This window comes from Pseudomonas sp. GD03875 (assembly GCF_029840585.1).
GTDB classification, from domain to species: domain Bacteria; phylum Pseudomonadota; class Gammaproteobacteria; order Pseudomonadales; family Pseudomonadaceae; genus Aquipseudomonas; species Aquipseudomonas paralcaligenes.
This window is the reverse complement of record NZ_JAOCCV010000011.1, coordinates 58112-71564: the sequence shown is the minus strand read 5'-3', so window position 1 is coordinate 71564 and position 13453 is coordinate 58112. Positions and strand designations below refer to the sequence as shown.

The 13453-nt window shown below is 68.6% G+C and carries 14 protein-coding genes and 1 pseudogene; 4 read left to right on the top strand and 11 right to left on the bottom strand.

All coding sequences use genetic code 11. The features are described 5' to 3' along the window. Positions 1-45 precede the first annotated feature (45 nt). The 6 genes and pseudogenes from N5D30_RS12245 to N5D30_RS12220 all read right to left on the bottom strand — a co-directional run bounded on the left by N5D30_RS12245 (position 46) and on the right by N5D30_RS12220 (position 4981). Positions 46-1226, bottom strand: a pseudogene (locus N5D30_RS12245) (AAA family ATPase). A gap of 27 nt (positions 1227-1253) precedes the next feature. After that, on the bottom strand, positions 1254-1886 hold the full coding sequence (locus tag N5D30_RS12240) for a 2'-5' RNA ligase family protein (RefSeq protein WP_279909197.1): 633 nt from the start codon (positions 1884-1886) through the stop codon (positions 1254-1256). Positions 1887-1890: 4 nt separating this feature from the next. After that, the gene (locus N5D30_RS12235; protein WP_220814761.1) at positions 1891-2274 is read right to left on the bottom strand and encodes a hypothetical protein; all 384 of its coding nucleotides are present in this window, start codon (positions 2272-2274) and stop codon (positions 1891-1893) included. Beyond that, a complete protein-coding gene (locus N5D30_RS12230; protein ID WP_279909196.1) occupies positions 2261-3091 on the bottom strand; it encodes an SDR family oxidoreductase in 831 nt (276 codons plus the stop codon). The genes N5D30_RS12235 and N5D30_RS12230 overlap by 14 nt, the downstream gene beginning before the upstream one ends. Positions 3092-3184: 93 nt before the next feature. Then, positions 3185-3964: a peroxide stress protein YaaA gene (gene yaaA / locus N5D30_RS12225; RefSeq protein WP_279909194.1), complete on the bottom strand. Its 780-nt coding sequence runs from the start codon at positions 3962-3964 to the stop codon at positions 3185-3187. A gap of 492 nt (positions 3965-4456) precedes the next feature. Next, positions 4457-4981, bottom strand: coding sequence for a cytochrome b/b6 domain-containing protein (locus N5D30_RS12220; RefSeq protein WP_279909193.1), 525 nt, complete (start codon positions 4979-4981; stop codon positions 4457-4459). A gap of 483 nt (positions 4982-5464) precedes the next feature. Here N5D30_RS12220 and N5D30_RS12215 point away from each other — a divergent pair, with 483 nt between their 5' ends. From N5D30_RS12215 to moaE, 4 genes are all read left to right on the top strand, one after another. Then, entirely contained in the window at positions 5465-6856 is a 1392-nt protein-coding gene (locus N5D30_RS12215) for a PhoH family protein (RefSeq protein WP_220814765.1), read from the top strand. Between the two features lie 92 nt (positions 6857-6948). After that, positions 6949-7440 carry a cyclic pyranopterin monophosphate synthase MoaC gene (gene moaC, locus N5D30_RS12210; RefSeq protein ID WP_279909267.1) on the top strand — a complete coding sequence of 164 codons (492 nt, stop codon included), beginning with the start codon at positions 6949-6951 and terminating at the stop codon, positions 7438-7440. Beyond that, complete coding sequence (locus N5D30_RS12205) at positions 7437-7682, top strand: MoaD/ThiS family protein (RefSeq protein ID WP_279909192.1); 246 nt, start codon at positions 7437-7439, stop codon at positions 7680-7682. Before moaC ends, N5D30_RS12205 begins: the two co-directional genes overlap by 4 nt. A gap of 1 nt (position 7683) precedes the next feature. Beyond that, positions 7684-8133: a molybdopterin synthase catalytic subunit MoaE gene (gene moaE, locus N5D30_RS12200; protein WP_279909191.1), complete on the top strand. Its 450-nt coding sequence runs from the start codon at positions 7684-7686 to the stop codon at positions 8131-8133. Positions 8134-8189: 56 nt separating this feature from the next. On the opposite strand, the gene N5D30_RS12195 is transcribed toward moaE, so the two are convergent. The 5 genes from N5D30_RS12195 to N5D30_RS12175 form a co-directional block, all read right to left on the bottom strand. Beyond that, on the bottom strand, positions 8190-10613 hold the full coding sequence (locus N5D30_RS12195) for a TonB-dependent siderophore receptor (protein WP_279909190.1): 2424 nt from the start codon (positions 10611-10613) through the stop codon (positions 8190-8192). A 108-nt stretch (positions 10614-10721) separates the two neighbouring features. Further along, positions 10722-11651 (bottom strand): FecR domain-containing protein, encoded by a 930-nt coding sequence (locus N5D30_RS12190; protein WP_279909189.1) that lies wholly within the window; start codon positions 11649-11651, stop codon positions 10722-10724. Continuing rightward, a complete protein-coding gene (locus tag N5D30_RS12185; protein WP_220814771.1) occupies positions 11648-12172 on the bottom strand; it encodes a sigma-70 family RNA polymerase sigma factor in 525 nt (174 codons plus the stop codon). The genes N5D30_RS12190 and N5D30_RS12185 overlap by 4 nt, the downstream gene beginning before the upstream one ends. Before the next feature lie 79 nt (positions 12173-12251). Next, a complete protein-coding gene (locus tag N5D30_RS12180; RefSeq protein ID WP_220814772.1) occupies positions 12252-12425 on the bottom strand; it encodes a hypothetical protein in 174 nt (57 codons plus the stop codon). A 114-nt stretch (positions 12426-12539) separates the two neighbouring features. Further along, positions 12540-13331 carry an outer membrane protein OmpK gene (locus N5D30_RS12175; protein WP_279909188.1) on the bottom strand — a complete coding sequence of 264 codons (792 nt, stop codon included), beginning with the start codon at positions 13329-13331 and terminating at the stop codon, positions 12540-12542. Positions 13332-13453 lie beyond the last annotated feature (122 nt).

Below are 13453 nucleotides of genomic sequence, written 5' to 3'. Positions count from 1 at the left end.
CCGCGCGCACCTGGCGGTCCCGGGGAAATCGCTGCGCGCAACGGATCAGTCCGGCCAGTGCCACGGCGGCTCGTCGAGCATGCCCTGGCCCTGGATGACGGTCTGGCCCAGGTCCTTGTCGAGGACGATGGCGTTGCACTCGGGTGCTGTTCCAGCGCAGCGATCAGCCGACTGGCGTGGGACACCACCCATACCTGGGTGTGTCGTGAGGCCTCGATGATCAGCCGGCCCAGCGCCGGCAGCAGGTCCGGGTGCAGGCTGGTCTCGGGTTCGTTGAGCACCATCAGCGACGGCGGCCTGGGCGTGAGCAGGGCGGCTATCAGCAGCAGGTAGCGCAGGGTGCCGTCGGACAGCTCGGCGGCGGACAGCGGGCGCAGCAGTCCTTCCTGATGGAAGGCCAGGGTGAAGTGGCCGCCGGTCTGGAAGTCGACACGCAGGTCCGACCCCGGGAAGGCGTCCTGCACCGCGTGGTCCAGGGCCTCCCGGTCGCCGATCTCGCGGATGGTCTGCAGGGCCGCCGCCAGGTCCCGGCCGTCGTGGTGCAGCACCAGCGTGCGGGTGCCCAGTTGCGGCTGGCGCGCCGGCGCCCCGGCGTCGGTGCGGAAGTGGTCGTAGAAGCGCCAGCGGCGGATGTGCTCGCGCAGCTGGAAGACCTCGGGGCAGCCCGGGTCGTTGCCGATCTGGTCGAACAGGCTGTCGTAGTTCGGCAGGTGCTGGGCCAGCACCTGCCAGCCGCGGCCCTCGCGCTGGCGCACCATGGCGCCTTCGCGGTCCACCAGCAGGGAGGCGGGGCGGTAGCAGGGGCCGGCCCAGATGCACTCGCGCTTGATCTCGGGGTCCAGAGCGAAGGCGCTGGGGGTGAATCGGTCTTCGCCCGACCTGGATTCGGGCAGGCCGAAGCTGACGGCGTAGCCGAAGTCCTCGCCGGCGAAGCCCAGGCGCAAGCGCACCGATTCGCGCCGGGGGCCGCCCTGGATGGGTATCTCGCCGCTGCGCATGCGCCGGCTGATCTTCTCCGGGCCGGCCCACAGGGTCGAGTCCAGTCCGCCTTCCCGGGCCAGGGCGTTGACCACGCCACCCTGCGCCGTCTCGGCCAGCAGGCGCAGGGCCTTGTACAGGTTGGACTTGCCGCTGCCGTTGGCGCCGGTGATCAGGTTGAGCCGGCCGAGCGGCATCACCAGGTTGTTGATGGAGCGGTAGTTGCCGACGGCGAGGGTGTGCAGCATGGGGGAGTCGTCCTGGCGGGGGCGTGCCTATGCTAGCGCGACCCGCGCCTCGATGCGCAGCGGGCCCTGGGGTTCGGCGGCGGCGTAGCTGACCAGCTGCAGTTCGCGCACCGGCAGGGCGAGTGGCGGGCAGCCGCCCAGGGCCGCGGCGCGGTGGCGCCATTCGGCCGTGCTGGCGGCCACGCGGTACAGACCGACGGTCAGGTGCGGCACGTAGGGCGCCTGGCGCACCTCGGTCGCGAGTCGCCCCAATGCCTGGCGAAGATGATCCAGCCTCGCGTCTTCCCCGACCGCCAGGAAGGCCGCGCTGGCGAAGCTGTCCAGGCCGCCGATGCTCAGCTCGAAGGGTGCCATCCGCAGCGCTTCGAGGGCGCCGCGCTGGTCGTCGAGCCGCGTCGTCGCGATGTCGTCGTCATGCCCTGGCTCGGCGCAGGGAAAGCCGCACACGAACAGGGTGATATGGGCCTGGCGCAGGTCCGGCGGATGCAGCCAGTCGCCGAGCAGCACCCGCGCGGTGTCGAGCCGGGCCAGGACCCGCGGGCACTCCACCGGGATCGACCAGAGGCAGTAGCGCTCGCGGCCCTGGTGCCATTCGGGATGATCGCGCAGCTCGCAGGGCAGCGTGGCATCGGGCGCGTGGCGCGGGTCGAGCAGGCGCATGGGCTCAGCCGGCCCGCCGCCCCAGGTGCAGGATCAGCGCCAGGGCCGCCGGATAGCAGAGGTAGTGGAAGAAGAACAGCAGCTGGCCCATGTTGCCCGGCTCGTCCTTCAGCCACATCAGGCCGAAGATGACCAGGTAGATCAGGCCGAGCACGGCCGCGTACAGCGCGACCAGGGCCCAGCGCTCGCGGATGTCCGGCCGGTGCCGCTCCAGGCGGACGAAGCACCAACGCAGGGCGAAGGCCACCAGCACGGCGGCCAGCACGGTCGCGGGCAGGCCGCCGATCTTCAGGCCCGCGCGCAGCAGCACGTTGAGCAGGAACGCCGCCGCCACGGCGCCCAGCACGTACTGGTAGAGCGGGAAGCGGCGTTGCTCAGAGCTGGACATCGAGGCCGAAACGCTTGCTCAGCACGCGGTCGAGCAGCCGGCGCGGCAGCAGGCGCACCATCAGCGGCAGGCTGCGGCTACCGTTGCCGATGCGCAGCAGGGCGGGGCGCTGCGGCTTGCGCACCGCGTGCAGCAGGATGGCGGCGAACTCGCTGGCCGGGGTCGGCTTGTCCTGGGAGGCGTTGGCGCGGGCGAGGATGCCTTCGCGCACCGGCCACCAGGGGGACTGCTCGTTGACCAGCTGTTCGGCGCTGTGGCTGGCGTTGGCGCCGAAGCTGGACTGGATGGCCCCGGGCTGGACTTCCATCACCTGGATGCCGAACGGCGCCAGCTCCAGGCGCAGGGCGCCGGAAAACGCGTGGACGGCGGCCTTGGACGCGCAGTAGGCGCCGGCGAACGGCGTGATCAGCACGCTGGAGATGCTGCCGATGTTGACCACCAGGCCGCGGCTGGCACGTAGCAGCGGGAAGCAGGCGCGGGTCAGTTCCACCAGGCTGAACACGTTGGTCTCGAACTGCTGGCGCATGCCCTTGGCGCCGCCGTCGAGCAGCGGCCCCATGGCGCCGTAGCCGGCGTTGTTGACCAGGATGTCGAGGCGACCCGCTTCCGCCTGCAGGCGGTCGGCGGCGCGCTGCACGGCCTCGGCATCGTTGACGTCCAGTTCCACCGCCACGAAGCCGGCGGCTTCCAGGGCGGCCAGGTCCTGGGGTTTGCGGGCGCAGGCCCAGACCTCGTGGCCGGCGGCCTTGAAGGCATCCGCCAGGGCGCGGCCGATGCCGCTGGAACAACCGGTGATCAGAACGACTGGACGACTCATGGGTTCTCCTTGTGCGCCGCTCGATGGGCTGCCCGCATCCTACACGCGCCGGACGCCTTGGCGATTGTCCCGGCAGGCCAAGTTGCGCGGTGGTCAGTCCTGCGGATGGTCGCGCAGGAACACCAGGCTGTCCGGCCCGGACTGCTCGGCGCTGTAGCGGTAGCCTTGGTAGTCGAAATCCTTGAGCCGCTCGGGATCGCGGATGCGCTCCTTGATCACGTAGCGGGCCATCAGGCCACGGGCCTTCTTGGCGTAGAAGCTGATGATCTTGTACTGGCCGTTCTTCAGGTCCTTGAACTCGGTGTCGATGACCCGCGCCTTCAGCGCCTTGCGCTTGACCGCGCTGAAGTACTCGTTGGAGGCCAGGTTGAGCAGCACGTCGTCGCCCTGTTCGGCCAGCGCCTCGTCGAGCCAGCCGCTGATGCGCTCGCCCCAGAAGTCGTAGAGGTTGTTGCCGCGGGCGTTGGCCAGCTTGGTGCCCATCTCCAGGCGGTACGGCTGCATCAGGTCCAGCGGGCGCAGCACGCCGTACAGGCCGGAGAGCATGCGCAGATGCGCCTGGGCGAAGTCGAAGTCGGCCTCGCTGAAGTCCTCGGCGTTCAGGCCGGTGTAGACGTCGCCCTTGAAGGCCAGCAGCGCCTGCTTGGCGTTGTCCGGGGTGAAGTCCGGGTGCCAGCTGCCGTAGCGCGCCACGTTGAGCGCGGCCAGCTTGTCGGACAGGTGCATCAGTTCGCCGATCTGCGCGGGGCTCATCTCGCGCAACTGGCCGATCAGCTCCTGGGCGTGGTCGAGGAACTGCGGCTGGGTGAAGCGCGCGGTGGCGGGCGGGGTGTCGTAGTCCAGGGTCTTGGCGGGGGAAATCACCAGCAACATCGAATCGTCTCCGGAAAGCGTGGGGCGATTCTAGGCGGATGGCTCCCCCGGCTCCAGCTATCGGTGCCGAGGGATTTGCCTATCGGTTCTTAGGTTCTGTACGAAAAGTGCCTGCGCTCGGTGATGCTGCGTTAAAAACAGGCCGGGACGCGGCGTCTCAGAATGCTCATTTACAGCACGTAAACTCGCGTGCGAGCCCAGTCCGTTCTTCGCCTGTTTTTGTGGGGGCGCCTAGCCCTTGCCTGACCTTCGCTCGACGACTTTTCGTACAGAACCTGGAACCTGTTTACGATCTTTTGAGCAGCACGCTTTTTACTGAAACCTTATTTGCCAATCCGTCACCCCGGCGCAGGCCGGGGTCCAGAAAACCGACAGGCGATTCGGTGCGGGCAACTGGATACCGGCCTACGCCGCTATGACGGGCTTTGTAGCCCCACGCTTCGGAGAAAAACCGAGCGGCAGGCCAGGTTCGGAAGGATCGTAAACAGGTTCTTAGTCGCGGGCCGGCAGCATGGCGCGCAGCACGCCGTCGCGGCGCACATGGTGGTGCCACAGCGCCATGCCGGCGTGGCCGAGGATCAGCAGGAACAGCAGATACTGGGCGGTGACGTGGAAGGTCTTGGCCGCGCCGCGTACCGCGTCGGACAGCGGCAGCGGGCCGATCTCCACCAGCCAGAACAGATTCACCGGGCGCTTGCCGAACAGCAGGCCGGTCAGCGGCATGAGCAGCAGCAGGAGGTAGAGCACGGCGTGGCCGGCCTTGGCGGCGAAGCGTTGCAGCGGCGGCTCGCTGGCCAGCAGCTCCGGCGCGCCGGAGCGGGCGCGCACCGCCAGGCGCAGCACGGTGAGCACCAGCACCAGCAGGCCGAGGGACTTGTGCAGGGTGAACACGCCGGCACCGCCGCCGAGCAGCGGCTCGAACAGGGGGCTGCCGTAGGGCAGCGCGATGATCAGCAGCACCAGTACGGCGCTGAGCCAGTGCAGGGTGATCTGGGCCGGGGTATAGCGTGGGGTCATGTCGATTTCCTCATCATCGGTTTGCGGCGCACGGTGCAGGCGGGATGTGTCGTTATGGTTATCCGCGACACTTTACCGGCTCGCTGGCGCCGGCCGGCAAGGGCGTTTTTGCAAGATGTGTGAGGTAGCACGGGCGACGACGGCGCGGAGAACAGCGGCGGCCAGGGCTGGCGGTGCGTTACGGGGAGGAAGCGAAGCGGTGGCGGGTGAGGCAGGACTTCCGACTGTAACGGCGGGTCCGCCTTGCGCCAAGCGCTATTCGTCGAGCAGTTAAAAAAGCGTTTCGATGAAGAAAAAGTTCTTTTTTCTGTAATCCGGATTGGGGTATTAAAAAAGCAGACCGCCGAACCCTGCAGCACAGGTGGCGGGCCTCGGCCATCACCTTTGCTGAGTCATCCCGTTCCGTTCGGGAGGTGGGCGGTCCTCCGCGGCGCAGCGCTGTAGAGGCTTCGCCGTCCAGGCCCCTCGATAAGGTGACCGAGTATGGATGATCACGGACGCACCCGCTCCACCCAGCCCACCCTCTACGTCCTCGACACCAACGTCCTGATCCACGATCCCAACGCGCTGCTGAATTTCCAGGAACACCACGTCGCCATCCCCATGACCGTGCTGGAGGAGCTGGACAAGCTCAAGACCGGCAAGCACACGGTCGCCGCCGAATGCCGCCAGGCCATTCGCCTGATCGACCAGACCCTGGGTGAGGCCAGCCCCGAGGAAGTGGAGCAGGGCGTGCCGATCCGCCGTGGCAAGAACGAGCCCAAGGGCACCCTGTCGATTCTCATGAGCAAGCGCGCGGAGCCGATCACCTGGCTGCCCGAGCACCTCAACGACAACAAGATCATCAATCAGCTGGTGGAGCTGCAGAGCCGGCGCAGCGGCTCGCCCGTGGTGCTGGTGACCAAGGACATCAACATGCGCCTGAAGGCGCGCGCCTGCGGCATCTCCGCCGAGGACTACCACACCGACCAGCTGGTGGACGACGTCAACCTGCTGTCGCGCGGCTACCACAACCTCTCCGGCTCCTTCTGGGACCGCGTGAGCAAGGTCGAGACGCGCCAGGGGCATGGCCGCACCTGGCACGAGGTGCAGCTCACCGACAACCTGCCGGCGGTGCATATCAACGAGTTCATCGTCGACGAGCAGGGCTTCGTCGGCTGGGTCAAGGGCATCGACGGCCGCAGCCTGACCATCCTCGATCTGCACCAGGAGCCGCTGCTGCACCAGGAGGCCTGGGGGCTGCGCCCACGTGACCTGTACCAGGCGCTGGCGCTGTACGCGCTGCTCGACCCGGACATCCACCTGGTCAACCTGTCCGGCGCGGCCGGTTCCGGCAAGACCATCCTGGCGCTGGCCGCGGCCATCGAGCAGACCATGGTCAGCAAGCGCTACCGGCGCATCATCGCCACCCGCAGCGTGCAGGGGCTGGACGAGGACATCGGCTTCCTGCCCGGCACCGAGGCGGAGAAGATGGAGCCCTGGCTGGGCGCCATTACCGACAACCTGGAAGCGCTGCACATGGACGACGAGAGCACCCATGGCAGCGTCGACTACATCCTGCAGAAGGTGCCGCTGCAGTTCAAATCGCTCAACTACATCCGCGGGCGCAGCTTCCAGCAGAGCCTGATCCTGATCGACGAGTGCCAGAACCTCACCCCGCACCAGATGAAGACCATCATCACCCGCGCCGGCAGCGGTTCGAAGGTGATCTGCCTGGGCAACCTGGCGCAGATCGACACGCCCTACCTGTCGGCCACCAGCTCTGGCCTGACCTACCTTACCGAGCGCTTCAAGAACTTCCCCCATGGCGTGCACGTGACGCTGCAGGGAGTGCCGCGCTCGGTGCTGGCCGAGTACGCCGAAGCCAACATGTAGCCGCAGGCAAGCCGCGAGCGGCAAGGGGCGACTTGCAGCTTGCGGCTCGCGGCTGGACACTGGAGTCCTTCGCCATGACGCAGGACTTCTCCATGCTGACCCATCTCGACTCCCAAGGCCGCGCCAACATGGTGGACGTCACCGACAAGGCGGTGACCGCCCGCGAGGCGCTGGCCGAGGCCCGCGTACGCATGCTGCCTGCCACCCTGGCGATGATCGCCGACGGCAGCCATCCCAAGGGCGACGTGTTTGCTGTGGCGCGCATCGCCGGCATCCAGGCGGCGAAGCGGACCCATGAGCTGATCCCCCTGTGCCACCCGCTGCTGCTGACCAGCATCAAGGTCGAGCTGGAGGCCGAGGGCCTCGACTGCGTGCGCATCCAGGCGCGCTGCAAACTGGCCGGGCAGACCGGGGTGGAGATGGAAGCGCTGACCGCCGCCAGCATCGCCGCGCTGACCCTCTACGACATGTGCAAGGCGGTGGACCGCGGCATCGTCATCGAGGCCGTGCGCCTGCTGGAGAAGTCCGGTGGCAAGAGCGGCGACTATCCGCGAGACTACCATGAGGTGGGGACCCTGACATGATCCGCGTGCAGTACTTCGCCCGCTACCGGGAGGTGCTGGGCATCGACGGTGAGCAGTTGCAGCGTGCCGCTCTGGGCAGCCTGGCACAGCTGCGCGAGCACCTGCTTAGCCGCGGCGGCGTGTGGCAGGTGCTGGGCGAGCAGAACCTGATGTGCGCGCGCAACCAGGAGCTGTGCAGCCTGGATACAGAGCTGGCCGATGGCGACGAGGTGGCCTTCTTCCCCACGGTCACGGGAGGCTAGGGTGGGCGTCCGGGTACAGGTCGAGCCCTTCGATCCGGGCGTCGAGCTCAATGCATTGCACGCCGCCAATCTGGGCATCGGCGCGGTGGTCACCTTCGTCGGCCACGTGCGCGACTACAACGACGGCCAGGACGTGCGCGGCATGTTCCTCGAACACTACCCGGGCATGACCGAGAAGGCCCTGGCCGGCATCGTCACCGAGGCCGAGGGGCGCTGGCCGCTGCTGCGGGTGGAGGTGCTGCACCGGGTCGGCCGGCTGGAGCCGGGCGAGCCCATCGTCTTCGTCGGTACCGCCAGTGCCCATCGCCAGGCGGCGTTCGACGCCTGTGCCTTCATCATGGATTACCTGAAGACCCGCGCGCCGTTCTGGAAGAAGGAAGACACGCCGGAGGGCGAGCGCTGGGTGGAAGGGCGCGCCAGCGACCAGGCGGCCGCCGAGCGCTGGAAATAGCGCCCACTCACCAGCGCCTCCAGCAGCCGGCGCCCCCCGGGCGCCGGCGCGACCCCTCACCAGCGGTAGCTGAGCGTGGCCAGCAGGGTACGGCCCTGGCCGTAGTAGCACTGCAGGGCGTTCTGGCAGAAGCCCACGTAGCGCTTGTCCAGCAGGTTGTTGGCGCTCAGGCGCAGCTCGGCGCCGTCCAGTTCGCTGGCGGCCTGGCCGAGGTCGTAGTGCAGGGTGGCGTCGAACAGGGTGCGGCCGGGCATCTCCAGGGTATTGGCGGCATCGCCGTAGACCTTGCTCATGTAGCGCGCGCCGAAGCCGGCCCCGGCGCCCCGCAGCGGACCCTCGTCCAGGCGGTAGTCGAGCCACAGGGACGCCTGGTGCGCCGGCACCTGGGGTATCTCGTTGCCTTCGAGGCTGCTGCCGCCTGCCGCGGCGTTGGCGCGGGTCACCTCGGAATCCATGTAGGCGTAGGAGGCCAGTAGGTCCAGGCGCCGCTGCAGGCTGGCCTTGGCCTCCAGCTCCAGGCCGCGTACGCGGCTCTCGCCGGTCTGCACGCTGAAGCCGACGTGGCTCGGGTCCGGGTCGGGGGTGGTGACGTTCTCCTGGGTCAGCTGGAAGGCCGAAAGGGTGACGAAGCTCTCGCCGCCCGGCGGCTGGTACTTCAGGCCCACCTCGTACTGCTCGCCGGTCATCGGCTTGAACGGCTGGCCGGAGAAGTCGGTGCCGTCGAGCGGCTCGAACGAGGTGGAGTAGCTGGCGTAGGGCGCCAGGCCATTGTCGAACAGGTAGGCGAGGCCGATGCGGCCGGTCGGCTTGTCCTCGCGCTGGCTGGCCTGGGTGCGTGCGGCCAGGCCGGTCTCTGTGCGGGTGGAGACCCAGTCCTGGCGGGCGCCAAGGGTGAGCACCCAGCGCTCCAGGCGGATCTGGTCCTGCAGGTAGAGGCCGGTCTGCTCGCGGTGCTGGTCGTAGTCGATGCGCGGTATCAGGGTGGGCACCGCCTGGCCGTAGCGTGGCGCGTAGACATCCAGCGGCGTCGAGTAGGGTGCCGAGGCGAAGCGGTAGGCGTCGGTCAGGTCCAGGTAGTCGAGGCCGATCAGCACCGTGTGGCCGACGCGGCCGGTGGCGAAGTCGGCCTGGACGGTGGTGTCGACCGTCAGGCTGCGCGCCTCGCCTTCGCCATGGGTGGCGACCCGGCTCAGCTGGCGGCCGTCCGCGCTCAGCAGGTAGCCCGGGCTGGCGAAGGTGTCGACCTCGACGTGGTTGGACTGCAGGGTCTGGCGCAGGGACCAGACGTCGTCGATGCGGTGTTCGAACAGGTAGCCGAGGGAGGACTGGATGCGCTCGTAGCCGTCGAAGCGCGGCTCGCCCAGGTAGCGGTCGCGCGGCAACCGGCCGTTCGGCCCGGAGTGCAGGCTGGCGCCGGCCGGCAACGGTACATAGTCGGAGAGGGTGTCGTCCTCCTGGTAATGGCTGAGGAAGGTCAGCCGGGTGTCCTCGTTCGGCTGCCAGGTCAGGGCGGGGGCGACGAAGGTGCGCTTGTCGTAGCCGTAGTCGACGTCGCCGCCGGTGTCCCGGATCAGGCCGGTGAGGCGGTAGGCGAGGGTGCCGCCCTCGTCCAGCGGGCCACTCAGGTCCAGGCCGCCCTGGGCGCGGTCGTTGCTGCCGGTCTGCAGCTGCACCTCGCGCAGCGGTTCGAAGGTCGGCTGCTTGCTCACCAGGTTGGCGAGCCCGCCCGGCGTGCTCTGGCCGTAGAGCACCGAGGCCGGGCCCTTGATCGTCTCGATCCGCTCCAGGCCGTAGGGTTCGATGCGCAGCATCGCCGCGCTGTAGGCGCCGTAGGGCAGGCGCGAGCCGTTGAGGTTGTAGCGCAGGTAGTAGCCGCGGCTCTGCAGGACGTCGTTGCGGCTGTCGCTGTCGCCGAACGAGGCGACCACGCCGGGGGTGTAGCGCACCGCCTCGACGATGTTCTGCGCACCCTGGGCCTGGACCTGGTCGCGGGTCACCACGTTGATGGTCTGCGGGATCTCGATCAGCGCGCTGTCGGTCTTGCTGCCGCTGGCGCTACGGGTGGCCACGTAGCCGTCGACCGGGCCGAAGGCGGATTCCCGGGTGGTGCCGCTGATATGCACTTCGCCCAGGGTCATGGCCTCGCCGGAGAGCGCCTCCAGGGTCAGGGTGCCGTCGCCGGTCACACGCAGGGCCAGGCCGCTGCCTCGCAGGGCTTCGCGCAGGGCCTGCTCGGCGCTCATCCGGCCGCGTATCGCTGGGGCCTCCAGACCGCTGGTCAGCGCCGGGGAATAGACGATCGGGCGGCCGCTCTGGCGGGCGATGCTGTCGAGGGTTCGCGCCAGGGGCGCCGCCGGCAGGTCGAAGTCCTGGACGGTCAGGCTGAGGTCGGCGGGCGAGGCGGCCTGGGCGGCGGCCGGCAGGCCGAACAGCAGTGCCAGGCACAGCGGGGCGAGGGGGAACGCGGGGCGATGGGACATGTGGGCTCCATGGGTCGTGTCGGTCCGCTTCGTCGAGCGGTTGTCAGGACCTATGTGCGACGAGCGCGCGAAAGCGATATAGGGGCCGAGAAATTTTTTTCGCGGGGTTCAGCTGCGCAGTTCGATGCGGGTCCACCAGCCCAGGTAGTGGTCGATGCGCAGCGGCATGGCCTGCTCCAGCGCCGCCAGGGCGCGGTCGCTGTCGTCCAGCGGGAACAGGCCGGAGACCCGCAGGCCGGCGGCTTCCGGGGTCACCCGCAGCACGCCGTGGCGATAGGGGCGCAGCGCGTCGATCACCTCGGCCAGGCTCCAGTCGTCGACGCTCAGCCAGCCGCCGGACCAGCTGCTTTCGCCGCTGCGGCTGGCGGGCAGCGGCTCGATCCGCGTGGCGTCGAAGCGCGCGCCCTGGCCGCCCTGGAGGGTCAGGCGCGTGCCGTCGCGGGTCTCGATTCGTGCGCTGGTGTCGAGTGCCCAGGCATGCACCCGGTCGTCGTGCAGGGCGACCATGAAGCGGCCGCTCATGGCGCTGACGCTGCCGCACGGAGTATGCACGCGGAACGGACGGGCATCCGGGTGGACGCCGACGATCAGCTTGCCGCTGCGCAGGGTGAGGTTGCGCGCCGTGGCGTCGAAAGCCAGGTCGACGGCGCTGCAGGCGTCCAGTTGCAGCTGGCTGCCATCGGCCAGGACGCTGTTCAGGCGTTCGCCGGTGCCGCTGCGCAGGTCGGCGCCCAGTTCCAGCGGCATGCCGGGTCGGCCGAGCAGATGAGCGCCGATGCCGATGCCGGCCAGGGCCAGGGCGCCGCGCAGGAGGGCGCGGCGGCTGCCGGAAACCTGCAGGGCGCGGCGGACCGCCGGGTTGCCATCGGCCAGCGGGCCGAGGGCGATGCCGAGGTGGTGCTGCACGGCGGCCCAGGCCTGGGCGTGGCTCGGGTCGGCCGCCAGCCAGGCGTCGAAGGCGCGCCGCTCGTGCGCCTCGACCTGGCCGGAGCGCAGGCAGGCGGTCCATTCGATGGCCTGTTCGATGGCCCGGCTCATGACGTCAGCAGCTCCTGGCAGCAGAGCTTCAGGCCCTTGGCCACGTACTGGCGCACACGGATGGTGGAGACGCCGAGCAGGGCGGCGATGTCGGCGTACTTCATGCCGTCCAGCTGGCTGTAGAAGAAGGCGGCGCGGGCCCTGGGCGACAGGCCGTCGAGCAGGGCGTCGACGGCCAGCAGGGTCTCCATCGCCAGTGCACGTTCCTCCGGCGACGGCTCCAGCGCTTCCGGTTGCAGGGCCAGGGCCTCGAGGTAGGCGCGCTCCAGGTCGCGGCGGCGCCAGCTGGCGTAGATCAGCCGTTTGGCGATGGTGGTGAGCAGCGCGCGCGGTTCGCGGATGGCCTGTGGGTCAGGCAGGGCGACGATCTGGACGAAGGTCTCCGCCGCCATGTCCGCCGCGTCGTGGCGGCAGCCCAGGCGTGCCTGCAGGCGGCCGAGCAGCCAGCCATGGTGGTCGCCGAACAGGCGGTGCAGCACCTGCTGGCGGAGCGCGGGCGCGGCGCAGGGGGAGGACGTCATGCGGATGCTCTCACTTTAAGTGAGAAACATTATCTTTCAGCGCATGGCTTCCGACAATCCCGACGCGCCGGAAGGCGGTTCAGCCCGGCACCTGCAGCGCCAGGTAAAGGCGGAAGGCGATCGGGGCGAGGGTCACCACGATGCCGGCGCTCATCAGGCGCACGCCCCATTCGTGTTCGCGGTAGTTGAAGCCGAATCCCAGCAGCAGGAAGCCGACGATCAGCAGCGCCAGCATGATGTGGTATTGGTCCATGTGCGCGTCCTCCCCGTTATTTGCTTCAGGTTAGCCGCTGGGCGGATGGCGGGAACTGATCCAGGGCAAGGCGAGGGGAGATCGCGGGGCGGCGGGCACCGCCCCGGAGCGTCATCAGAAATGTCCCTTCAGCAGCAGGCTGATCGCGCTCTGGTCGGTGCCGCCGAGGATCTCGTCGCCCAGGTAGCTGTCGTCGTCGATACCGTACTTGTCGCTCCAGTAGTCGTACTCGACGCCGACGTAGAAGCGCTTGCCCCAGCCCATGGCCTTGGCCAGGTCGTACTTGACCTGCGGGTTGAAGTGCAGGTTGGCGTGGTAGCTGTCGTCGTTGTCCACGACCCAGTCCATGAAGCCGTCGATCACCAGGTCGGAGTTGCCGACCGGGATGGTGTAGCTCCAGGCCGGGGTGATCTGCCACACGCCGCTGCCGTCGCGCTTGCCATCGGGTTCGCGGTAGTAGGTGTTGAGTTGGAAGAAGTCGAAGCCGGGAATGTCCAGGTCGATGGCCGGGCCGAGCAGGTAGGCGTCGACGTCGTCCTCGCCGAACTCGTAGGTGGCGGCCAGCAGCACATCCTTGATCGGACCGAAGGAGAGATCGGCGCCGCTGATCTTGCCGAACGACAGGCGCGGGCTGATCTCGCCATAGAAGGTATGGCCGTCGCCGGCGCCGTTGGTGGCCTCGGTGTTGTACTTGATGCCGTCCACGAAGATGAACAGGTCGCCGAAGCTCCAGCCGCTGGCGTGCTCGAAGGTCACGGTCTGTTGCCTGGGCGGATCGATCCTGAAGTCGATGCCGTTGAGGTAGGTCAGGCTGTTGTCCTGCCATTGCAGCAGGTCGGCGGCCAGTGCCTGACTGCCGGCCAGCAGGGTGGCGGCCAGCGTCAGGCCGCGTGCGAAACGATACATCCGGAACTCCGATTCGTCGGTGGGTGGGCAAAAAAGCGCGCTACTTTACCAGCCTTGCCGAGCGACTGTGGCGTGCCGGACGGATGGCGAAACCATCGACCGGGGGAGGTTTTCCTGATGCT